Source organism: uncultured Arcticibacterium sp., from assembly GCF_964021845.1.
Lineage (GTDB): Bacteria > Bacteroidota > Bacteroidia > Cytophagales > Spirosomataceae > Arcticibacterium.
On sequence record NZ_CAXHZC010000001.1, the window covers coordinates 593,844 to 615,535 of the forward strand.

Annotated in this window: 27 protein-coding genes and 1 riboswitch; of the genes, 11 read left to right on the forward strand and 16 right to left on the reverse strand. The window is 37.2% G+C overall.

Annotated features, from left to right (window positions below; all coding sequences use genetic code 11):
• Positions 1 to 6: 6 nt before the first annotated feature.
• Together mgtE and dtd are read left to right on the forward strand one after the other, a co-directional pair.
• Positions 7 to 1,353: a magnesium transporter gene (gene mgtE / locus AADJ06_RS02450; protein WP_341224807.1), complete on the forward strand. Its 1,347-nt coding sequence runs from the start codon at positions 7 to 9 to the stop codon at positions 1,351 to 1,353.
• Between the two features lie 10 nt (positions 1,354 to 1,363).
• The gene (gene dtd / locus AADJ06_RS02455; RefSeq protein WP_341224808.1) at positions 1,364 to 1,816 is read left to right on the forward strand and encodes a D-aminoacyl-tRNA deacylase; all 453 of its coding nucleotides are present in this window, start codon (positions 1,364 to 1,366) and stop codon (positions 1,814 to 1,816) included.
• 3 nt (positions 1,817 to 1,819) lie between these two features.
• Here the strand turns inward: dtd and AADJ06_RS02460 are convergent, their stop codons facing one another.
• The 3 genes from AADJ06_RS02460 to AADJ06_RS02470 all read right to left on the reverse strand — a co-directional run bounded on the left by AADJ06_RS02460 (position 1,820) and on the right by AADJ06_RS02470 (position 3,590).
• Positions 1,820 to 2,125, reverse strand: coding sequence for a rhodanese-like domain-containing protein (locus tag AADJ06_RS02460; RefSeq protein ID WP_341224809.1), 306 nt, complete (start codon positions 2,123 to 2,125; stop codon positions 1,820 to 1,822).
• 9 nt (positions 2,126 to 2,134) lie between these two features.
• On the reverse strand, positions 2,135 to 2,908 hold the full coding sequence (locus AADJ06_RS02465) for a PASTA domain-containing protein (protein ID WP_341224810.1): 774 nt from the start codon (positions 2,906 to 2,908) through the stop codon (positions 2,135 to 2,137).
• 79 nt (positions 2,909 to 2,987) lie between these two features.
• Entirely contained in the window at positions 2,988 to 3,590 is a 603-nt protein-coding gene (locus AADJ06_RS02470; RefSeq protein WP_341224811.1) for a riboflavin synthase, read from the reverse strand.
• Positions 3,591 to 3,668: 78 nt separating this feature from the next.
• Between AADJ06_RS02470 and AADJ06_RS02475 the strand changes: the two genes are divergently transcribed.
• Positions 3,669 to 4,262 carry a DUF1684 domain-containing protein gene (locus AADJ06_RS02475; RefSeq protein ID WP_341224812.1) on the forward strand — a complete coding sequence of 198 codons (594 nt, stop codon included), beginning with the start codon at positions 3,669 to 3,671 and terminating at the stop codon, positions 4,260 to 4,262.
• A gap of 18 nt (positions 4,263 to 4,280) precedes the next feature.
• Complete coding sequence (locus tag AADJ06_RS02480) at positions 4,281 to 5,069, forward strand: alpha/beta hydrolase (RefSeq protein WP_341224813.1); 789 nt, start codon at positions 4,281 to 4,283, stop codon at positions 5,067 to 5,069.
• A gap of 26 nt (positions 5,070 to 5,095) precedes the next feature.
• Here the strand turns inward: AADJ06_RS02480 and AADJ06_RS02485 are convergent, their stop codons facing one another.
• Positions 5,096 to 5,548 carry an Lrp/AsnC family transcriptional regulator gene (locus AADJ06_RS02485; RefSeq protein ID WP_341224814.1) on the reverse strand — a complete coding sequence of 151 codons (453 nt, stop codon included), beginning with the start codon at positions 5,546 to 5,548 and terminating at the stop codon, positions 5,096 to 5,098.
• 199 nt (positions 5,549 to 5,747) lie between these two features.
• Here AADJ06_RS02485 and ald point away from each other — a divergent pair, with 199 nt between their 5' ends.
• Complete coding sequence (gene ald / locus AADJ06_RS02490) at positions 5,748 to 6,830, forward strand: alanine dehydrogenase (protein ID WP_341224815.1); 1,083 nt, start codon at positions 5,748 to 5,750, stop codon at positions 6,828 to 6,830.
• A gap of 175 nt (positions 6,831 to 7,005) precedes the next feature.
• On the forward strand, positions 7,006 to 8,289 hold the full coding sequence (locus AADJ06_RS02495) for a Gfo/Idh/MocA family oxidoreductase (protein WP_341224816.1): 1,284 nt from the start codon (positions 7,006 to 7,008) through the stop codon (positions 8,287 to 8,289).
• 311 nt (positions 8,290 to 8,600) lie between these two features.
• Here AADJ06_RS02495 and AADJ06_RS02500 read toward each other — a convergent pair whose 3' ends face one another.
• Positions 8,601 to 8,888 (reverse strand): hypothetical protein, encoded by a 288-nt coding sequence (locus AADJ06_RS02500; RefSeq protein WP_341224817.1) that lies wholly within the window; start codon positions 8,886 to 8,888, stop codon positions 8,601 to 8,603.
• A 10-nt stretch (positions 8,889 to 8,898) separates the two neighbouring features.
• A complete protein-coding gene (gene hemJ, locus AADJ06_RS02505; protein ID WP_341224818.1) occupies positions 8,899 to 9,468 on the reverse strand; it encodes a protoporphyrinogen oxidase HemJ in 570 nt (189 codons plus the stop codon).
• A 30-nt stretch (positions 9,469 to 9,498) separates the two neighbouring features.
• On the opposite strand from hemJ, the gene AADJ06_RS02510 reads away from it, so the two are divergent.
• The 3 genes from AADJ06_RS02510 (at position 9,499) to AADJ06_RS02520 (ending at position 12,098) form a co-directional block, all read left to right on the forward strand.
• The gene (locus tag AADJ06_RS02510; protein ID WP_341224819.1) at positions 9,499 to 11,379 is read left to right on the forward strand and encodes an OmpA family protein; all 1,881 of its coding nucleotides are present in this window, start codon (positions 9,499 to 9,501) and stop codon (positions 11,377 to 11,379) included.
• A 140-nt stretch (positions 11,380 to 11,519) separates the two neighbouring features.
• Positions 11,520 to 11,750, forward strand: coding sequence for a hypothetical protein (locus AADJ06_RS02515; protein WP_341224820.1), 231 nt, complete (start codon positions 11,520 to 11,522; stop codon positions 11,748 to 11,750).
• 33 nt (positions 11,751 to 11,783) lie between these two features.
• Positions 11,784 to 12,098, forward strand: a complete 315-nt coding sequence (locus AADJ06_RS02520; protein ID WP_341224821.1) for a type II toxin-antitoxin system RelE/ParE family toxin — start codon at positions 11,784 to 11,786, stop codon at positions 12,096 to 12,098.
• A 142-nt stretch (positions 12,099 to 12,240) separates the two neighbouring features.
• Here the strand turns inward: AADJ06_RS02520 and AADJ06_RS02525 are convergent, their stop codons facing one another.
• The 4 genes from AADJ06_RS02525 to AADJ06_RS02540 all read right to left on the reverse strand — a co-directional run bounded on the left by AADJ06_RS02525 (position 12,241) and on the right by AADJ06_RS02540 (position 14,116).
• Positions 12,241 to 12,381, reverse strand: a complete 141-nt coding sequence (locus AADJ06_RS02525; protein ID WP_341224822.1) for a hypothetical protein — start codon at positions 12,379 to 12,381, stop codon at positions 12,241 to 12,243.
• A gap of 268 nt (positions 12,382 to 12,649) precedes the next feature.
• Entirely contained in the window at positions 12,650 to 13,141 is a 492-nt protein-coding gene (locus AADJ06_RS02530; RefSeq protein ID WP_341224823.1) for an SDR family NAD(P)-dependent oxidoreductase, read from the reverse strand.
• A complete protein-coding gene (locus tag AADJ06_RS02535) occupies positions 13,110 to 13,514 on the reverse strand; it encodes an SDR family NAD(P)-dependent oxidoreductase (RefSeq protein ID WP_341224824.1) in 405 nt (134 codons plus the stop codon). The genes AADJ06_RS02530 and AADJ06_RS02535 overlap by 32 nt, the downstream gene beginning before the upstream one ends.
• Positions 13,515 to 13,564: 50 nt before the next feature.
• Positions 13,565 to 14,116 (reverse strand): TetR/AcrR family transcriptional regulator, encoded by a 552-nt coding sequence (locus AADJ06_RS02540; RefSeq protein ID WP_341224825.1) that lies wholly within the window; start codon positions 14,114 to 14,116, stop codon positions 13,565 to 13,567.
• A gap of 256 nt (positions 14,117 to 14,372) precedes the next feature.
• On the opposite strand from AADJ06_RS02540, the gene AADJ06_RS02545 reads away from it, so the two are divergent.
• Together AADJ06_RS02545 and AADJ06_RS02550 are read left to right on the forward strand one after the other, a co-directional pair.
• Positions 14,373 to 15,197: a HipA family kinase gene (locus AADJ06_RS02545; protein ID WP_341224826.1), complete on the forward strand. Its 825-nt coding sequence runs from the start codon at positions 14,373 to 14,375 to the stop codon at positions 15,195 to 15,197.
• Complete coding sequence (locus AADJ06_RS02550; protein ID WP_341224827.1) at positions 15,194 to 16,045, forward strand: DUF3037 domain-containing protein; 852 nt, start codon at positions 15,194 to 15,196, stop codon at positions 16,043 to 16,045. The genes AADJ06_RS02545 and AADJ06_RS02550 overlap by 4 nt, the downstream gene beginning before the upstream one ends.
• A 120-nt stretch (positions 16,046 to 16,165) precedes the next feature.
• Here the strand turns inward: AADJ06_RS02550 and AADJ06_RS02555 are convergent, their stop codons facing one another.
• From AADJ06_RS02555 to AADJ06_RS02580, 6 genes are all read right to left on the reverse strand, one after another.
• Complete coding sequence (locus tag AADJ06_RS02555) at positions 16,166 to 16,441, reverse strand: Trm112 family protein (RefSeq protein ID WP_341224828.1); 276 nt, start codon at positions 16,439 to 16,441, stop codon at positions 16,166 to 16,168.
• A 1-nt stretch (position 16,442) separates the two neighbouring features.
• Positions 16,443 to 17,069: a thiamine phosphate synthase gene (locus AADJ06_RS02560; RefSeq protein ID WP_341224829.1), complete on the reverse strand. Its 627-nt coding sequence runs from the start codon at positions 17,067 to 17,069 to the stop codon at positions 16,443 to 16,445.
• Positions 17,066 to 18,121, reverse strand: a complete 1,056-nt coding sequence (locus AADJ06_RS02565; RefSeq protein ID WP_341224830.1) for an AIR synthase family protein — start codon at positions 18,119 to 18,121, stop codon at positions 17,066 to 17,068. The genes AADJ06_RS02560 and AADJ06_RS02565 overlap by 4 nt, the downstream gene beginning before the upstream one ends.
• A gap of 4 nt (positions 18,122 to 18,125) precedes the next feature.
• Entirely contained in the window at positions 18,126 to 18,842 is a 717-nt protein-coding gene (locus AADJ06_RS02570; protein WP_341224831.1) for a class I SAM-dependent methyltransferase, read from the reverse strand.
• Positions 18,843 to 18,910: 68 nt separating this feature from the next.
• A riboswitch (TPP riboswitch) is annotated at positions 18,911 to 19,006 on the reverse strand.
• Between the two features lie 54 nt (positions 19,007 to 19,060).
• On the reverse strand, positions 19,061 to 20,290 hold the full coding sequence (locus tag AADJ06_RS02575; RefSeq protein ID WP_341224832.1) for an acetylxylan esterase: 1,230 nt from the start codon (positions 20,288 to 20,290) through the stop codon (positions 19,061 to 19,063).
• A gap of 159 nt (positions 20,291 to 20,449) precedes the next feature.
• On the reverse strand, positions 20,450 to 21,478 hold the full coding sequence (locus AADJ06_RS02580) for an OmpA family protein (RefSeq protein WP_341224833.1): 1,029 nt from the start codon (positions 21,476 to 21,478) through the stop codon (positions 20,450 to 20,452).
• Between the last annotated feature and the right edge of the window lie 214 nt (positions 21,479 to 21,692).

Sequence of the window (21,692 nt, forward strand, 5' to 3'; positions counted from 1 at the left end):
ACTAATATGAACTTTGAATTAACTAACGAATTTGTAGATAACATTAAGGCCGGCATTGAAAGTAAGTCTGAGGTATTTATTAAAGATGAATTATCTGAGCTTTTTCCGGCCGATATAGCTTCTATACTATACGAACTGAGTGGGGAAGAAGCACATTATGTCATGCAGTACCTTGATACGGAAAAAGGTGCTGATGTGCTTTCTAGTATAGATTCTGATGATAGAAAAAGGTTTGTTGCAGAGCAATTTACCATTGAAGAAATTGCCACCTATGTGAATCTATTTGACTCTGATGATGCAGTGGATTTTTTGAATGAACAATCCATTGAAGTTAGAGAAAAAGTTATCGCTCTTTTAGAAGATAGAGAGCATGCTCGTTTTATACTAGATCTGCTCCATTATCCGGAAGATGTAGCGGGTGGTTTGATGCAGAAAGAGCTTATTAAAGTCTATGAAACACAGAATGTTAGTGAGTGTATAGAAGAAATAAGAAATCAGTTAGAGTCGGTAGATAAAGTTTATGCGGTTTATGTGGTAGATGAAGATAATTGCCTGAAAGGAATTGTATCATTAAAGGACATTGTTCTTGCGAGAAAGAATACCAAAATAGGTAACCTAGTAAAAGAAGATATAGTATCTGTAGACACTACTCTACCTGGGGAAGAAGTAGCAGAGCTCATGCAGCGTTATGACTTGGAGGCTCTTCCGGTAGTCAATGCCATTGGCCGTTTGTTAGGAAGAATCACCATTGATGATGTGGTCGATTTTATTACAGAACGAGCAGAAGAAGACTTTCAAGCAGTTACAGGTATTACAGGCGAGGTAGAAGAAGATGATACGGTTTGGAAGCTTGCAAAATCTAGATTGCCTTGGTTGGTGGTTGGCGTTTTAGGAAGTCTTATGGCGGCCACAGTTATTAAAGGATTTGAATCACAGCTGGCAAGAGTTACGGCATTGGCTTTGTTTATTCCTATTATGGGTTCTACTGGTGGAAATGTTGGTATACAGACATCTTCTTTAATAGTGCAGAGTCTAGCGGAAAAATCTGCGATGAGCCTTACATTATTAGAAAGGTTAGTTAAGATAGCTCAGGTGGCTTTAATTAATGGTTTTGTGATCGGGATTATGGCTGGAGTCTATCTTTTTGTGATTGGAGAATCTCAGTTGTTTTTGGTGGTGTGTTTAGCCCTGTTTGCAGTTGTTTTCTTAGCTTCTTTTATGGGCACCGTTACACCTCTATTACTTGATAAGCTCGGGATTAATCCTGCAGTGGCATCTGGGCCTTTTATTACCACTGCCAATGATTTGGTGGGAATTGGTACATACTTTTTAATAGCCAACTGGCTTTTATAGATTTTTAGAAATGATTGCAGTAGTCCAACGAGTTTCCGAAGCATCCGTTAAAATTGATGATAATATTAAAGGTGAGATAGGTCTTGGTTTTATGGTGCTTTTAGGTGTTTCACATGATGATGAGGAAGAAGATGCCGAATGGATTTGTAAGAAGATTGTTGGGCTTAGGATTTTCTCTGATTCGGATGCTAAGCTGAATTTAGATATTAAACAGGCTGGGGGAGATATACTTTTGATAAGTCAATTTAGCCTTCAGGCTTCCACTAAAAAAGGAAATAGACCCTCTTTTATTAATGCCGCTAGGCCAGAGAAAGCCATTCCACTTTATGAAAAAGTTTTAAGTTTATTGAGCCTAGGATTAGGCAAAAACATACCATCTGGGGAATTTGGGGCAGATATGAAAGTAAGTCTAGTAAACGATGGCCCCATGACCATCGTTCTAGATAGTAAAGATAAAAAGTAGCTTTTAAAGCTCTCTATAAGCTAAAATGCCGCCTAAGACATTATGCACATTTTCAAAACCTTCCATTTCTAGGTATTGTTTTGCTCGGCCGCTTCTAGCACCACTTCTACAGTGAATATAAATATGCTCTCCTTTGATTGATTCTAATTCATCAATTCTGTGCGGTAATTCACCTAAAGGAATAAGCTTTGCACCTAAATTGTCTTCCTCGTATTCGTCCGTGTTTCTAACATCGTAAAAATTGAAAGATTCTCCTGATTCTATGAGAGCTTTTAGCTCTTCTACGCTTATGTCGTTATTATCGTCCATGATATATTTTTAATTTAAATCTTGTCCAGAGTCTCCAGATAGCCAAATGTTTACGGCATCGCCTGTTCTTAGATTAACGCCAGCATTTGGTCTTTGACGCACTACTGTACCATCTGGTAAGTCGCTAGAGTTATCGTATAAAACACTTCCTATATTTAATGATGAGCCGTTAATAAGTATATCTGCTTCATCATAAGATAAACCAGTCAATTCTGGCACACTAACAGTAGTATTTCCATAACCATCTCCCACCACTAAGGTAATTTTAGTTCCTTTTCTTAAGGAGCTGCCTACGGTCAATTCCTTTCCGTCCTGCTTAAGCTTAAGTACGGTGTTTTTTTCAATAGCCGGAATGAATTCAGTAGCTGTCAACAGAAAACCGATGCTTGAAAGCAAATTCTTAGCAGAGTTTTCACTTCTCCCAATCACGTTTGGAACTTGAATTTTTGGAGCCTTATCTGTAATAATGGTCAAAAATATCTTTCTACCTTTTTTTACACCAGAGTTTTCCTTTGGGTATTGAGAAAAAACTGTTAGCGGCTTCAAGCCATTCACATAGGTAGAGTCCGAAATTTCATAAGTTAAATTACGAGCATCTAAAACATCTTCAGTTTCCTGTAAGGTTAAACCCTTTAAATTTGGTACTTCTATTTCCTCATTATGGTTAGTAGTCCATGGAAGGTAAAGAAAGAAGAACGCGAAAAAGAGAACAAGACCGGCGGTTACAATGATACCTAAATGTATCATTATGTCGGTTTTAGAACCCGTGCTAAGCTTTGGCATATAACTGATTTAGTTTCAAAACAAAATAATGGCTTTTGAGTTCAAATAACAAGCCTATCTTTTGTTTAACGATATTTTTTTAAGAAAGTGTATTGGTGGTTTTGCTTAAGATTTTTTGCATGTATTTACCCAAAATGTCAAATTCTAAGTTAACAGAGTCTCCAACGTTCAGTTTACCTAAATTGGTGTGGGTCCACGTATATGGAATTATAGCTACGGAGAATGAGTTATCGGTGGAGTTAAAAACAGTTAAACTAACACCGTTAATACAGATAGAGCCTTTTTCAACAGTAATATTTCCAAATGTTTCATCGTAAGAAAATGTAAGAATATAACTGCCGTCTTTATTTTCAACAGAAACCAGTTTTCCCGTTTGGTCCACATGGCCTTGAACTATGTGCCCGTCAAAACGGCCATTCGCCGCTAGGCATCTTTCTAAATTAAGGGTAGAGCCAACTTTCAGTTCGCCTAGGTTGGTTTTAACTAAAGTCTCTTCAATAGCAGTAACCTCATAAAAGCTACCTTCCGTTTTTTCTACGGTTAAACATACGCCATTATGAGAAACACTCTGGTCTATTTTTAATTCTGTGGCAACCTCGCTTTCTAGCTTAAAAGTTTTATTACTGCCTTGCTGACTAATACTTACAAGCTTGGCTTGATTCTCAACTATTCCTGTGAACATAATTTTGATAAATACTAACGATATGAAAACGCAAATTAAAAAGGTATAATGCGTAATTTTGCCCAAAAGTTTAGAATTATGTTTAAAAACAAATATGTGAAGTGGGTAATAGGTGTGATTTTCGTTTCGGCGGCTATCTATTCTTTGACCATGAATCAGCAAGATTTTACTTCAGAAACACTTGAGAGCCGTGAGACTTATAAAAATAATATGCTCAAAATGGAGCAATCTCCTGTAGCTGAAATATCAAATTTCAACGACTTCAGATATTTTGACCCAAAGGAAAAATGGAAAATGTTTGTTGACTTTGAATCAAGTCCATCGGAGGAGACATTTCCTATGGTAATGACAGACCAGAGTATTTCTCCCATTAAAATGGCGGGTTACGCTATTTTTACCATTGAAGATAAAGAATACCGTTTGATGTTATTTGATGAAGGCGAGCATTACTTGTTACCTTTTACAGATGGAACCAATGGTGACGAGACCTACGGTGGAGGCAGGTATATTAATGTGGAGAAAACGAGCAATAATAAGTTAATGATTGATTTTAATGAAGCTCATAATTTCTATTGTGTATACAATGAGAACTTTGTGTGCCCTGTGCCACCATCAGAAAATGATGTAGCAGCAAGGATAGACGCAGGTGAGAAAATACTTTTCTTGAAGTAAACTAGCTTAAGTACGCTTATGAAATATTTTGCTGCAGTTTTTGTCTTTTTTTTCTGTTCAATTACTGTTTTAAGCCAAACACCTAGTAAAGCTGAATCTGTTTTAGTCAATGGTAAAAAACTGTACTACGAAGTTTATGGGAAGGGACAGCCTTTAATTTTTTTGCATGGTTACACGCAATCTTCCAAATCATGGAAAACTTATATTAAAGACTATGAAGAGGACTATGAAGTGTATTTAATTGATTTGACCGGTCACGGAAAGTCTGAGGCTTTTAAAGAAGACTTGTCTATAAAGTCCGTTGCTCAAGACTTGAATACCCTGATTCGATATTTAAAATTGGAAAAAATTAAAGCCATAGGTTTTAGTTTTGGTGGTGATGTTCTTTATCAGCTGGCTTTAATAAATCCATCGCTCATTAAGTCTATGATTACCATAGGTGCAGTAGGAACATGGACCGTAAATGACTTTCCAGAATATTTAGAAGCTTTTACATTTCAAAATCGAGCTAATTTTCCTTGGTTGAAAACATTGCATGAAGGTGAGGAACAAGTGAAAGGCATGATGGAACAATTTAAAAACTATTCGGTTCAATTGAGCGATGAAGAGCTGAAACGAATAGAGCCTGAAGTTTTAATCATGATAGGAGATGATGACGAAGGTATGAATTTGGAAGAAGTGGTTCGTGTTAAAAATAATCTACCAAAATCTGACCTTTGGGTTTTACCGAATGTTTCTCATGGAGCTCATGAAGGCGAAACTAAGGCCGAGTTTATATTAAAGTCAAAAGCTTTTCTCTCCAAATAAGCGATATGTAATGGCACTTCATACCATCAAAGAGGAATCTCCGTAGTGTTTTTAACTTCCGACATGACGAAATAACTATTTATCAAAGACACTCCAGGTATAATTGAGAGCTTTAACTGGTGAAACTTATGATAGGTTTCCATGTCTGGTACTATAATCTTTAAGAGATAGTCAAAGCCCCCCGAAACGAAATGACATTCCACCACTTCAGGTAATTTAGCTATGGCCTCATCAAACTTTTTTGAGATCTCTAAGGTCTGGGTAATCATAGTTACCTGATTGAAAACAGTAAGCGAGGTGCCTACTTTTTTTCTATTCAAAATGGTTACGTACTTATCAATGACACCACTGCTTTCCATCCTTTTTATTCGGTCAAAAACCGGAGTTTGAGTAAGGTTTATTTCCTCGGCAATCTCCTTGTAGGTCATTTGGGCATTTTTTTGGAGAAGCTTTAAGATTTTTATGTCTGTATTGTCCATATAAGGTCAGAAAAAACATCTGTTTTGATATTGAAAAATGATTTTGGAAAGAATAATACTCTTCAAAAGGTCTTGCAAAAATAAAAATATTCTTAAATGTGTCAATAATGTAAAAAATAATTCTTCACTCTTATCTTTGTGCCACAATTACACTTCATCATATAATTACGAATTAACTACGGCAAAGTAGAAACCAAATATGTTAATAGGAGTACCGGCTGAAATTAAGAATAATGAGAACAGGGTAGCCATAACACCAGCTGGTGTTGTGGAGCTGGTTAAGTTCGGTCATGATGTTCTTATTCAATCTAATGCTGGCTCCGGAAGCGGTTTTGAAGATAAAGAATATATTTCTGTTGGAGCTCAAATTGTTCCTACCATTGAGGACGTTTACGCCAAGGCAGAAATGATTCTTAAAGTAAAAGAGCCCATTGCTCAGGAATATGATTTAGTTAGAGAAGGGCAGTTAGTTTTTACCTATTTCCATTTTGCAAGTTCGGAGCCTTTGACCAAAGCTATGCTTAAAAGCAAGGCGGTTTGTTTGGCCTACGAAACTGTAGAAAGTGCTGATGGTTCTTTACCACTTTTAATTCCGATGTCGGAAGTAGCAGGAAGAATGTCTATTCAGGAAGGAGCTAAATACTTAGAAAAGCCCTTAAAAGGTAAAGGAATATTATTAGGAGGAGTTCCTGGAACGCCAAGGGGAAAAGTATTGGTTTTAGGTGGCGGTATTGTAGGAACTCAAGCAGCTAAAATGGCAGCGGGCTTAGGTGCTAATGTTATTATCATGGACATCAGTCTTAAAAGATTGAGGTACTTAGCGGATATTATGCCAGCCAATGTAACCACTTTGATGTCTAATCAACATAATATAGAATTAGCCATCAAAGAGGCTGATTTAATAGTAGGAGCGGTATTAATACCAGGAGCAAAAGCACCTCGACTTATTAAAAGAGAGATGCTTAAGAAAATGAGACCGGGAACAGTACTGGTAGATGTGGCTGTAGACCAAGGGGGATGTATAGAAACATGTACACCTACCACACATGAAGACCCCACTTTTATTATTGACGATATAGTACACTACTGCGTAGCAAATATGCCAGGAGCAGTACCATATACTTCTACTTTAGCTTTGACAAACGCCACATTGCCTTACGTTTTAGAACTGGCAAACAAAGGTTGGCAAAAAGCTACTGAAGATAACCTTGAATTAAAGAAAGGTTTAAATATTGTCAATGGAGAAATAGTACATAAAGGCGTAGCGGAAGCTTTTGCCTAATTTATATAAGATTTTAGATTTCCTTAAACTGTTATGATAATGTATACCCCAGAGTTTTCTGGGGTTTTACTTTTTTAGGGCTAGTTCGTCTACTGTTTCGGCCTTTCTTTCCTAGCTTAATTGCTTCGCTTGTTATTTGTTTTAAATTTATAGAGAACACTAACAACCCTATAAAATGACACTAATGCCCTCAAGAAGAAGCTTTATCAAGAAAGCGGCTATATCGGCTTTCGCTTTTCATTATATTCCAGACCTGATAGGTAAACCTGCCCCTAGCGATAAAGTTAGGGTAGCTCACATTGGTGTCAATGGAATGGGTACAAATCATTTAAATTGGTTCGCTAAATTACCCGATGTTCAAACGGTGGCTTTGTGCGATGTTGATAGTAATCATTTAGCAAAAGCGAAAAATGTTCTTTTGGGGCATAAGCCCAATCAAAAGGTAGATACCTATGACGACTTCCGTAGAATTTTGGATAGAAAGGATATTGATGCCATTACTTGTGCTACGCCAGACCATTGGCATGCTCAAATAGCCATTATGGCTTTTCAGGCAGGAAAAGATGTCTATGGCGAAAAGCCGCTTTCTTACACGGCGAAAGAGGGTCAAATGATGTTGGCTTCTATGAATGCTAATAAAAAGATATTTCAATTAGGTAATCAAATACATACAGGAGATAATTACCACAGAGTAGTAGAACTTATACAGGGCGGTGCCATTGGTAAAGTCAAAAAAGTAAGATTATGGAAAACAGGAAAACCACCAGTTATAGAGAAAGCATCTTATCAAAAAGTGCCGCAAGAGCTTAATTGGGATATGTGGCAAGGCCCAGCACCTGAAAGAGATTATTTTCCAGAAAGGTGTCATTTTACTTATCGTTATTTTATGGATTATTCCGGTGGGGTATTCCAAGATTTTTGGTGTCATATAGCAGATATAGTTTGGTGGAGTATTTCTCCAGAAAAGTTAAAATCTATTGATGCCAAAGGAATCGTTAGTCCGGGAATTGGCGATACGCCTTCCGAAATCAGTATTGACTATAAATTTAAAGGTTTGGATATTCAGTGGACTTCTGAAGTTCCTGATGTGCCAGGAGCAGCAGGGAAGCATATTGGAGCGTACTTTGAAGGAACTAAAGGCACGCTTTTATGTGATTACGGAAGCAAGGAGTTAAGGCTAGATGGAGAGGTTTTAACAGATTTAGAAAGCATCCCGAAAACAGTGAAACGCTCTCCTGGTCATCAGCAAAACTTTATTGATTCGGTAAAAAGCAGAGCACAGCCAGAGTCAAATTTGGCGTATGCCAGAGAAATGACATTGCCCATGCATTTAGGGCTTATTTCATGGCAATTAGGTCGTCCTTTAAAATGGGATTATAAAAGAGAACTTTTCAAAGGAGACGCAGAAGCAAATCAACTATTATTTAGAGAATATCGCTCAGCTTATAATTGGATATAGTATATGCTTATGAGATATTATAATTAGCGAGTGATGAGATATTTATTATGAAATCCGTTGTGTCGAAATACTGTTTGAAGCACTATTAGAATTTTAGGGCTGATTTTTTTGATAAGATTTAAGTTTTTATAAAATTCTGATTGTGTAAGTTTATTTCGACAAATGGTTTTGGACGGTTCGCCGCTGCGATTAGTTTTTGCCCAAACAAAAAGTAAGGCCCGTCTGGCAAGACAGCCAAGAATAGATGTTTTGAACTAACCTGTTTTAATAGGCTTTAAGATAGAATTCAATTACTGTTTAGGGTAGCTACCTTATTTATATTGCTCCACCAATTCTTCCCACTCCTTGTCCAAACTGATTGTTGGATAGGGAAGGTTTAACTGACGATACCACCAGCCAGCATTAAAACGGTCTCCCTCTTTTCTGTGGAGGTATGCGTGAATTCTATCATAATCACGCTGCCCTTCTTTCTTTTGAGCGAGTTCGTGAGCTCTTTTCCAGTTGCCTTTGTAATCTTGCCAAAGGCTCTTTTGCATGTCGGTGGAGAGTTCGTTTTCTGAACTGATGTTTTTGAAACGTTCTAGGTAAGTGTCTTTCATGGTGTTAAAATTATTTATTTCTACTCTTTTTGTAGGCTTTGGCTATTAAGAATAATATGAAACCAAAAGCCATAACTCCGGCAAAGAGATAAACAAAGTTCAAGACATCTTTGACCACGGCCAGTAGCACTATGGATACCAAGAAAAGAGTAGGGAGTTCGTTTAGTAATCTGAATTGGAAAGAGCTGTAGGTGGTTAAGCCTTGCTCTTGTTTTTTTATAATGCTTTTGCAGTATAAGTGATAGCCTGTTAGTAAAACTAAAAGCACCAGTTTAACTTTAATCCAGTTTTGGTTTAAAATGGCTGGGTTGGTAATAAGCATAGCCAAACCAAAGGTCCAGGTAATCATCATGGCGGGATTGCAAATGATTTTATAAACTCGCCAAGACATTTGTGTAAATTGAGCCTTCCAGTCTTCACGCAAATGCTCAGGTTTGTCGTCGGCTTCGGAGTGGTAAACAAATATACGAACCAGGTAAAACATACCCGCAAACCAGGAGACAAAACCTATAATATGAAAAGCTTTAAAAAATTGATAGAACTGCACGGTACGGTGTTTGCGTTTTGAAAATAAAAACAAAATTAAAGCGTTAGATTCGAATAGACCCATATGAAACTAAAAATTACGCTATTTCTTTTATTATTTGGATTTGTGCTAAGAACAAATGGCCAAGATAAAAAGGCCTTAAACTTCTATGAAAAGGCAGAAGAAGCTTATCTGAAACGCGACAATGCAATTGCTCGTGAGTATTATTTAAAAGCACTAGAACGATACCCAGAATATAATGTGGTGTATTATAAGTTGGGTCAAATAGCCTATGCAAACCGTGATTTAGGCAGTGCCAAAATGTATTTTGAAAAGGTTTTGACATTAGAGCCGGAAAATAAAGGCTATGTGCTGGCATATACAGTTTTGGGCACCGAAGCTTTAAAGCTTAATGAATACGGAAAAGCTAGAGAATACCTAAAGCATGCCTTAGAGAGAACTAGAGAAGGTACGCCGGCTTATAAACAAATAGAAAAGCAAATTTTAAACTGCACGTATGCATTAGAGATTATGGAAAATCCGCTCATGATAGAGCCAACTTTAATGCCTGATGTTTTAAACTTCAAAGACATGCAGTATCTTCCTGTTTTTACGGCAGATGGCTCTACAATTTATTTTACCGCTTTAACAAAAGGAGCAGACGAAGACATTTATGTTTCAAACAAGGTAAATGGAGTTTGGGCCATACCAAAAGGGGTTTCTGAAGTAATAAATACAGGTTTGAATGAAGGCTCATGCACCATTTCTGCAGATGGAAAAACCATGGTGTTTACCAGCTGTGATGGCAGAGAAAGTTTGGGCGGTTGCGACCTTTTTATAACAAGATTAGATGAAAATGGCTGGTCAACACCTCAGAATATGGGACCTAATGTTAATTCGCCATTTTGGGATTCTCAAGCATCATTATCCTCTGACGGAAAAGTTCTAGTTTTTTCGTCTAAAAGGTATGGAGGGCAGGGAGAAAAAGACCTTTATGTAAGTACGCTAGGTGCCATGAACGAATGGAATAAAGCCAGAAACTTAGGGAAGGTGATCAACACGCCAAAAGATGAGATTTCTCCCTTTTTACATGCGAATGGAAAGAGCCTTTTCTTTGCATCAAACGGACATTCAGGGCTTGGTGGTTATGATTTGTTTTTGTCAAACAAAACGGAGAAAACCATGACAGAGCCGCTGAATCTAGGTTATCCTATCAATGATGGTTCAGACCAAGCTGCCTTGGTGATTTCAGCAGATGGCAAACAAGCTTATTATACTAAACACACTGGCGAGAAAATCAATATGTATCAGTTTGACCTACCCAAAGAGTTAAAAGAGAAGTTTGACCCTACTTTTTATCTTAAAGGGCATGTTTTTGATGCTGAAAGCAATGTGGCTTTAGGAGCCTCTATCAAGCTTATAAATCTAAATACTAAAGAAGTGGTTTCTGAGTTTTCTGCTGACGCCAAAACAGGGGAGTACCTTGCTGTACTTCCGTTTTCTGGAAACTTTGGGCTGTATGTAGAGCATCCATCATATTTTTTCAAAAGCCTTTCTTTTAGTTTTAATTCTGAGGCAAAAAAGAATAATAAAGAGTTGGAGATTGGTTTAGATAAAATTGACAAAGAAAAAATAGAAGTGCTTAGTAATATCTATTTCGATGAAGCCAAATGGGATTTAAAACCAGAGTCGCTGGTGGAGTTAAGCAAGCTCTCAGAACTCATCTGGCGAAATCCGAAATTAAAAGTAGAAATAGCTGGACACACGGATGATGTTGGTACTCCAGAAAGCAATCAAGAACTCTCTCAAAAAAGAGCTCAAGCTGTGGTAGATTACCTCATAAGTGAAGGCCTAAGCAAAGACAATGTAACCGCCAAAGGCTACGGAGAAACCAAACCAAGAGCCAGTAATGATAATGAAGCTGGCAGAAGTGAGAATAGGAGGATAGAGCTTAGGTTTTATTAGGACTTTTAGTCTGTGTCTGTAGTTTGTAAAGGACTTATTTGCAGATGGTTACTGTTAGGAGGTTTATTGTGGCATTTAGATTACTAAATAAGGAAAAGTAAAATATTTCAGATAGAATTAACGCCAGATTACCAAAGCCTTTGGCTGACTATGTAAATTCAATGATTGGTTCGGATGCATTGTACGAAACTCCAAGTGAATATATTCGTTCATTAATTCGTCGTGATATGGAAGGTGAACCGTCTCAGGTTTATTCCAGTATAATCGAAGGCTTTAAGGACATTAAAGAAGGTAGAATAATCAAATCTAGTGGAAGCTGGAAAAAAGATAAAGAGCTTTTGAAGCAAAAGCAAGCTCAAAATTGGGAATAGTTCATGGCTGAGTTTTACTTAACGTAGAGAGCCATGCTGGATCTATTAGCCATTGAAGAGTATTCTATTCAAAAATGGGGTGAAGGTCAAACAGACAACTACTTGTCTGAGCTATACGAAGCTTTCGGTAAAATAGCACAAAATCCTGAAAGTAGAACTATTAGAAAGGGTCGTTCATTTCCTTTCTATATGGCATCAGTCGGAAAACATTTTGCAATTTACAAAACTGGTAAAAACGGTATTATTATCACCACCATCCTTCATGGCAGACGAAATATTGAAGCCATTATTAATGCTTTATCGCACGCTTTGACCCGTGAAATATATGCTTTGGATTTAAATGGATAGAAACCTGTCAATAATATTGAGGTTGTTTTTTCCCCTTAGGGAGTCTCGCCAGAGCTGACTCTGGGGTATTAATCTATAACTGCTTTAAAGTGTTGTACATCCATTTTTACATTTATAGCCATGAGGTGCCACTGTATTTAACCTAGAAGTATAGTAGAGTCCGCAAGCGAGCCTCGGCTGAGGGAAAACGTATTATCTCAGCGTCTTCATCTTCTCTTCTTGCTTTGGCCGCAGCAGATCGGCCCGCAGATAGGCCGCCAATTATAATAATTCGATTTTTCATTCTCTAGTTTTGATTGTATTCAAAAGTAGAATCTGATAGACGAGTTGTATGTAAACTTTGTTACATAAATGGCTCTTAATGATATCAAACAGGTTTTGATATGTTTCTGAGTATATAATGGAGCATGAAATTTGAAGCCTCCTGAAAATCGCAACTATTAGGTTAAATATGCTGATTTAAGAAGACTATGCTTTGAGGTTTGGAAGAAAATAAAAGAACCCACTCATAAACTGTATGAGCGGGTTTTTATGTTTAAAACTGCTTTTCCTTAAAGAAAATATTCCTTTACTTGATTAACAAGTTTAGTTCCATCTGGGTCTGCTTGAGTCTTTAGCTTACAAAGGTTTTCCGCCCACTCTGAGGTTCTTACACGCAGTGGAGGGTTCTCAGAAAGAGCTACTTGAAGAATTACCTCTGCTACTTCTAGGCTGCTTTGGTAAAGACTTTCAGTGCCACTTTGGCCTCTATTTTGAGCACCTTCCATGTATTTTTGGAAAATTGGAGCATATTCTCCGGTAGCTAGTTCACCTTTTGCGTTGACTGTTTTGGCTACGGCATTAGTCATAAATTCAGTGGCTATTCCGCCAGGTTCTACCATAGAAAACTTGATATTAAAAGGCTCAGAAACATAGGTGGCAAGAGCTTCGGTGAACCCTTCTACGGCAAATTTAGCTCCGCAGTATAATTCATTAAATGGCTGACCCACTAAACCTCCTACTGATGTCACATTAATGATATGACCTGCTCTTTTTTCTCTCATAGAAGGTAAATACGGACTTCGTAGTTCTTACTACGCCCGTATAGTTCACATCGGTAACCCAGTCGATTTCGTCAAGGCTCGCATCTTCTAAGGTTTTGGCAAAACCAGCACCAGCATTGTTCAGAAGAATGTCAATTTTCCCTTCTTTCTCAATAACAGTCTTTATGGCATTGTCAATAGAATCTAATGATGAAACATCTAATGGTAGTATTTCAATATCTAAATTGTCAGATTTTATTCGTTCTTCTAAAGCTGTGGCTTTAGCCAGATTTCTCATCGTTGCATATACCTTAAATCCATTTTGTGCAAAAAGGATAGAACTTTCAAAACCTACTCCTGTTGATGTTCCTGTGATTAAAACGTTTTTTTTCATTTTGTTTGCTTTGTTGGAGTGAATGTTCATTCCAAGTTTGATTAAAATTTTTACTCTTTTATGGCGTCCCAAACCATATTAATTTGATTATTTAGAGATGTCGATTTTCTTCGAGGTTGATTAAAATACCATCTTAAGTAAGACAAAATAGCTCCGCCAATAAATACTAGTATTTCATCTAGGTCAATCTTCTTAATAATTCTTTCTTTTTGGCCATTGACTAATAATGAAAGTACCGCTTCTACGGATTCTTGCCCTATTGCTCTACTTTCCTCTGTAATAATAGGGGAAGCTTGTAATTGCTCCATGAACTTGAAATAAGCGGGTTCTGCCACAAAAAACGTTATAATAGCAGTGAAATAGTTTTCAAACTGCGTTTTTATAGGTTTGTTGGCATCAAAGACCAAGAAGATAGATTTTTCCTTTTCTTTAATGTCTACATAAATCTCATTTATCAATATTTCCTTATTTGGGAAGTAATTATAAATGGTTCCCATACCTGTTCCAGCTGCTTTAGCAATGGCAGACATAGGCGTGTTATGCACTCCTTTTTCTGTAAGGAGACTAAGAGCTGAGGATAATATGGTTTCTTTCTTATTCACAGTACAAATGTAGTGCGATTGGAATGCTTGTTCCAAGTGTTTTGCGTTTTATTTTTGAAATTTATAGTCTGGCATCTTAGGCTGTCTGAGCTTCACCATATTTACGGGCTCAATTTAGTTGATGGAATTATAAATTTCATACTACTTTTTAAGGGTCTACGGTAGAAAAAAAATATAACTACAAATGATTAGGTTATATTTAAGGTCTAAACCTATAATTACGATAATTAGCTATTGAACAACTACACTTTATATAATGCTTAATTTAACTCATGAGGACTATCGATTGCCTGAAGTATTCGCTTTGGAAGGTCTTGGATTAATGGAAACTGGAACTACTGCTCCTATGAAAATTAGAGGAGTGGATAAGAGTTCAAATGAAAGGGGACAGTATGTTGTAAAGTTTTACAATTCGGGAAGGATGTCCGTGAAGTCCTCTTGTAGGGAGTTAGTTGGGGCTTGGATTGCGAGAGAATTAGGTATAAACGTTATTGAGCCAGTTATTGTTGATGTTAGTCCGAAATTTATTGAATTATTGCTAGGGAAAGGTGGTTATATGGCAGCTCAAAAAAGTGTTGGTCTGAATTTTGGGTCTGTTTATGAATCTGGATTTATGGAATTTATTGAAGGTAAAAAAGTAATGGAAAATCATTTATTTGAGCAGGCTAAATTGATTTTCATGTTCGATATGTTTGTCTCAAATGATGACAGAGGTGCTGGAAAACCGAATGTGATGACAAATGGTAAAGAGCTATTGGTTTACGATCATGAATTAGCATTTTCGTTTGCAGATTTATTGAGTTTTTCTCAAAATCCTGAACCATGGATAATTGGAGAATCAGAAAGAGAAATGTATGAAAGGCACTATTTCTATAAATATTTACGTTCTAGAAGTATTGATTTTATGCCATTAGTTTCAAAATTAGAAGGAATAAATGATGTTTTTTGGCAAAAGGTCAATTCTCAAATACCTGAACACTGGCGAACTGAAGACTTAATAAAAATTAGAGAGTATTTAACTAAAATTGTAGAAAACAAGGAGATATTTGCTGCCCAATTAACCAAAGTACTATTATCATGAAAAATTACCAATATCAATTAGTTAGGTATGTTCACGACCAATTTACTGGTGAATTTGTTAACCTTGGAATTGTGGTCTATTCTCCTGACGATAGATTTTTGAAATGTAAAATTAGCCTAAGTACTAAACGAATTAAAGGTTTATTTCCAGAAAGCAGAAGTGGTTTTATTCAAAAGCAATTGCGAGATATGAAACAACGGATAAAGCATATTGCTGCTCAGCAGTCTGAATTATTCAAATTTTCGGATAGTTTAGAAAAAATCACATTAATGGTTATCCCCCCAGATGATAGTGCTTTGATGTTTTCCGAAGTAAAAGTAGCCTTAGATATTAATTTTGATTTGGCATTGGAAGACTTGTTTAGTGAATTAGTTTTGAGGTATTTACCTAAAAAAGACGGTGTAAGAAGGTTGAATGATGAAGAGGTTTGGAAAAGTAAATACAAAAATTTTTTTGACAAGTACCATGTTTCATCAAAATTGGGAAAACATGATATTCGAACAGATAATGACGTGTTTAGTTTTGATAGGGCGTGGAAAAATGAAATTTGGCATTGTTACCAACCGGTTTCGTTTGATTTAAAAGAATCAGATTCGGTTAAGGATAAGGTTTATAAATGGTCAGGACGTTTAACAGAATTAAATAAATCTGAGGAGAAAATTCACATTACTTTTTTAACAACTATTTCTAATGAACATTCCTCTTTAGAAGAATTTATTCTAAAGTCTTTAGATCAGGATTCGGATAGAATTGAGGTTGATGTTGTTAAAGAGCACGATGCTGATAAATTAGCAAGAAAGATAAGAGCAATGATGGATGAGCATGAGTCTCATAAGTCATATAACTAGTTTTATTTTTCGTTTTTATTATTTATTTGAGTTAAGCTTTTTCTTAAAATTCTTTCTTGGTAAAACTTTACCTACCGATTCTGTAAAATCGAATCGGTAGATTTGTTATGAGTAGTCGTATCATTCCTCCCCACTAATCAACCTAAAATTCTCAAAAGTTTGACCTTTCAATTCCTTTGACCATCTTTCTAAAACAGGTTGTTCTAGTTTGAATTCTCTGTATTCATCTGGACTCATGATAGGAATACCTTTTATGATTGGGTAGAGGCGTTTGCATTCATTGCACACAAAAAATCCTTCCAAAACGTTTCCATCTAAGTCCTTTGTGATTTCCGTTAAGGTAAGGTCTGCCTTATCAAATGGGCAGCATAGTTTTTTTATAGTTTCAAGTCTCATTTTACTTTCTGTTTAATTTTTCTTGATATTGTTTAATGGCGAGGTCTGGCGTGTCAGAGCTCATTATGCCCGATACTACCGCTACGCCATTGTATTTTAAAGAGCTTAGTTTTTCTATGTTTTCTGGCTTAATGCCACCAGCTAGAAATATGGAATTGGTGAAGGTTTCAGATGCTTTCTGAATGGTTTCAAATTCAACCAAATCACAGCTAATTGCTGTGCTAGAAGGAAATATAGAACAAAAAGATATATAATCTAGTTTGTTTTCATTTGCCCACCGAATCCATTCTAAATCATTATTACAAGTTAATCCGCTTAAAAAGGGCTTGCCTATTTTGACTTTTAGCTCGCTATAGTTTTCTGGTATTTCATCAAAATGAACTCCATCTAAATTTGTGTTTGAAAGTAGGTCATAACGGTTATTGATAAACACGGGTACTTTTTTAGCGTGGCATAGTTCACATACCTTTTGAACCAAATCTGGAATATTTTGCTCTTCATTAAAATTGTCCCAAATCTGTACGGCAGCTAGTTTTTCCTTTAATGCAGAGCTTAGTTTGCTAAGCAAAAGGCCTTCTTCCATAGAAGGGTCTATTACCAAATAAATTCCAGCCTTGTTATTCATCATTTCCATCCTGAATTTATGGCCTTAAAAAACGCCGCCCAGTACGGGTCATCTTCTAGGTAGATTACATCAGATGCTTTTTCGTTTTCTATAATTTTGATGCTTTCCTTTTTTTCTACCAGTTCGCCTACTTCAGTGCAGTTTATGTTTTCCATTGCTAGACGGTTTATAACATCGGCCACAGCTTCTTTTTTGCAAGTAATTATCATGGAACCAGCACCTATGCAGTTTCTTGGGTCTAGGTCAAATAATTGACACACTTCCTTTTGAATAGTACCAATGGGCAACTTTTCATTATAGATTTTGGCACCATTATTTGAAGCCATTGCCAACTCATAAATTGCCCCCATTACACCACCTTCCGTTACATCATGCATGGCGGTAATGTCTTTATTCTCATGATTTTTGCCCACGGCAGTAAGAGCATCTTTCAAAGAAGAGGTGTGATAGAAACTGGCATTTGCTTGCTGTTGAATATCGTTTCCTAATTTGTTTTTAACTGTTTCGGGAAAACACATGGCTAGTATAGCTGCGGAAGATATCGCACAAGTTTTTGTTACTAAAATGGCGTCGCCTGCTTGGGCATATTTGGAAACCAGCATTTGCTCTTTAGGAGCTACGCTAATAAATGTTCCGCCGCCCGCTATGGTAGAGTTTTGACCCTCTATAAAACCAGTATGGCCGCCAGTGATGGCAATGCCAATTTTTGAACAAAAGCCGTGAACATAATCCCAGTAAACCTGAAAATCAGCCTTGGAGAAAGTGGAAGGGAGGTTTAAGACAAACTGCCCATACATAGGAGCAAAGCCCGTGGTGGCCATGTCGTTTGCCATGAGTTGTACAGATAACCAAGCAGACTCTTCCAAACCCAAACTAGGAATAAGTGAAAGTGGGTCGCTGGTTAAAGCCATAGCCATGTTACCAGGTAAGTCTACCAACGAAACATCCACACCAAACTGCGGTCCCACGGCTACTTCATCTCTTTTAGAACCACATTTTTGACTAATAAACTGTTCGAATATATGGCTGTCAATTTTGCCTAATTTCTCGCTCATCTTTTCAGTCGTTTAGTTTTACGTATAAGCCAAAAAAGTCGCCTAATGGTAAATTCCACTGCTGTACTGGAAACCAATTTGGTAAGCCAGTACAAGTCCATTCTATAGAATAATCTCTTCCTTCAAGTGCCTCCTCTATAATTTTGGTGAGCATAGCAGGCGAGTAAAAAGTGGCGGTCAAATAAAAAGGATTCAGTCCAAAAACCTCCTGCACTCTTCTACGCACCACTTTGGTGGAGTTTCTGTTCATCATGCCCATGGCTATGCCGCATTTAGCCACACGAGCGGCTTCTCTGATAACCTTTACCGGGTCTTTGTAGTACTCAAAAGTGGTAATGAAAGCCAATGAGTCAAAGGTGTTGTCTTTGAAGGGCATGTGATGCGAATCTGCCATAACTAAGTCTCCATCAAACAAATGCACCGCTTGCGATAGCATCAAAGGAGAAATATCTCCACCTGTGGCTTCAATGCCAATGTTTTTCCACCATCTGGTGAAACGGGCCGTACCACAGCCAAACTCTAGCAAGGTTTTCACACGTTTGTCTTTAGAAACCAGCTGCTCCATGACCTTCTTTTGCCATACTTCAGCACGCTTATAACGGCCTTCGTACCACTGTTCGTAGGTGTCGGTGTGTTCTCTGTTAAAAAACCATTCAGGTCGATTTTGCCAGTTTTGGTCTTGCTGCAGAATAAGTACCCCTTGTCTTTTTTCTATTTCCATTTTATGATTTGTTTAAAAACAAAAACTCCACTGAATGGGGTATACCAAAACAGTGGAGCATAAAATGTAATATCTTAAGCTTGCATCCCTCCGTTGGCATTATCCATATCAGGTTTCGGGTATTATCTCAGCTTGGCATTTGCCAGGCACCCCGTGCGTTATTGCTACGCAAATATAGTATAAAATGGGTAGCTCAAAGAAAAGAATAGAGCAATTGCCTACTTTAGATGTTTATCAGCAAAATCTAAATAATTATCCCAATCTATAGGCATCACTTCGTGTTTTCCACTTCTGTTATGGTAGCCTAGTGGGCCTATTTGTTGGCTTTTATTTATTGCAGGCGACGCTTTAGGGATTTTATCAAAACCATAGGCCTGATAAAGTTTAGAAGCATGGTATAAACTTAAATATTGACCGCGTGGGTCAGACCATTGGTCGCCTTCTGCAGTGGCGACATATAGTGCTCTTGGAGCAATTAAGGCTAGTAGCTGATGTTGGTCGATTGGTAAAGCGGCTTCATTGCTGTTATAGTCTTTAAATTTAGTGGTAAACCAATGAGGAAAACGAGTGTTTATTACTTCTACTGTTTCGCCATATTCACGTTTAGAAAGTGCCGCTCCACCACAGCCAGACTCGTTAGAAATAGTCATTTTAAAACGCGGGTCTTGGGCCGATGCCCAAAGTGCTGCTTTGCCTAATCTAGAGTGACCAAATACGGCTACATTTTTGGCGTCTACATCATTGTCGGTTTCTAGGTAATCCATTGCTTTTGAAAGGCCTACGGCCCAGGCACCAATAGTGCCCATGGTGGTTTCACCTAATATGCTATGTATTCCGTTTTTTAATCCATCGTCAAAATCGGGGTCTAGGTCACCGCAGTAGATATTTGCTAGGCCATAACCTCTGTCAATAATTTTTTCGATTGGCCATCTATAAGCACGCACGCCTCTAGACGTTTCTGTGGCTTTGTTGTTTTCTATGAAGAATGCTTCCTTGTTTGGTACCCAATTTTTGGAGATAGAAATGCCAGTTTCGGTAGACAATGTATGATTTCCGTAGAAATTCAGACCCAGAAATACGGGTGCTTTGCTAACCGCTTTTGGCGTATAAAGCAATAGAGAAAACGAATGCTGTTTCCCATCTCTTTCCATGGTACAGATGATTTCCTTTCTAATGGCTTTTCCATTTAGAGCTTCATTGTCTTGATTAGCTATTCTAAAGGATGTTTTTACACCTTTTAAGTCAGTTTTTCCGTAAACATCTGACTCGAATATGGCTAAAGTAGCTGCACGTTTTTGTTTTTCCCACAGGGCTATGCTTTGACCTTCCTCTAAAATAGCGGGTAAGGTGTAGGAAGGAACTTTGTCTTCGTCATAATTAGCTGCTTGCTGTGCCATAATAGGGGAGATTAAGAATATGCTTATAAAAGCAATGAATAGTTTTTTCATGGTTGTTTTCAATAGAAATGGTTGAGTGTTTAAATTTAACGAAAATCTTTATGATTGAAAGTTGCTTGCTTTTCTTCTTTCTCTAGACCTAAAATGAAAAATGCCCACAAAACAGATTTCGTTTCATGAGCATTCCTTGATTTATAAAACTGGTTTTTCTTATTTCAATACAATTTCCACCCGTCTATTAAGGGCTCTGCCTTCTTCGGTATTATTGATAGCAAGTGGAGATAATTGACCCACACCATGAGAGGATATTTGGGAAGTACTGATGCCATACTTGTTGGTCAAAGCAGACGCCACAGCTTTTGCCCTTTTTTCGGATAAAACTTGATTTTTGGCTAGTGAACCTACATTATCAGTATGGCCTACTATATAATACTTTTGATTAGTATTGGCTTTTAAGTACTCAGAAAGAGTTTCAATAATAGCATAAGATTCCTGAGTCAGATTGTCACTACCAAAGTCAAATAAGATGTTATGAAAGACCTCTTTTCCTTCGTTTTTTATTTTTTCTTCAATAGAGGCTGCCGAAACTTGACCTGTCTCCATGTCTTCCTTTTCTACTATGATGGCTTGCACAAAAATATTATCGGACAAACCTTCCCAAGAGGTCCTGTTGTAATGAATGAAAAGTGCTAAGGTGTAAATATTACCATCTCGCTTGCCTTTGGCTACAAAAAAAGCATCGTCGGAGTCTACGTTTTTAGCTTGAGAAGATAAAGAGAACCTAAAGTAACTTTTAGGTTTGATGTACTCATATTCGGTGATAACCCTTTGTTCTCCAAACATCGGATAGACTGTTTGAATTTTGTAAGAACCTGAAATGTTTTTTCTACCAAATGCGGAATGAATAATTTCGAAGTCTGCATTCTTTAAAGCTTGTTCGTAGTTTCTCTGAACTTCTAGCACGGTAGCTCGCTGACTATTCTCTATCCCATAAATAATGCTTGTAACTTTTCCCTCTTCGGTGAGTTCTTTAGGTGAACCGTTATTTGATGTGATTTTAGAAATAGGAAAAGTGACCGAGTTAAACTTGGTTTCATTATAAGCTACTATGCAGCTGTTTTTGTACTTTTCTAGTAGAGGGTGATTGACGGAACCTGTTACATCTGGGCAAATGGTTCGTTCTTGTGAAACGGCAATGAAAGAAATTAGTGTGAATAGTAATGATAGTGTTTTTCTCAATAAGTTGTTTTAAAGGTAAATGTATTTATTTGATGTTTCCAATATGCAATATAAATGCGAGATATAATAGGAGTGTGTGTTTAACGAAATGTTAAAATGTAACCGCTTAATAATGTTATAGCTTTGCATAGCTATAAGGATTTTACAGTTTCTAGTACATAAAGTAGGGACTCTTAGTCCTGTCAGTTCGAGACAGTTGTGAGCAGTCTAAACA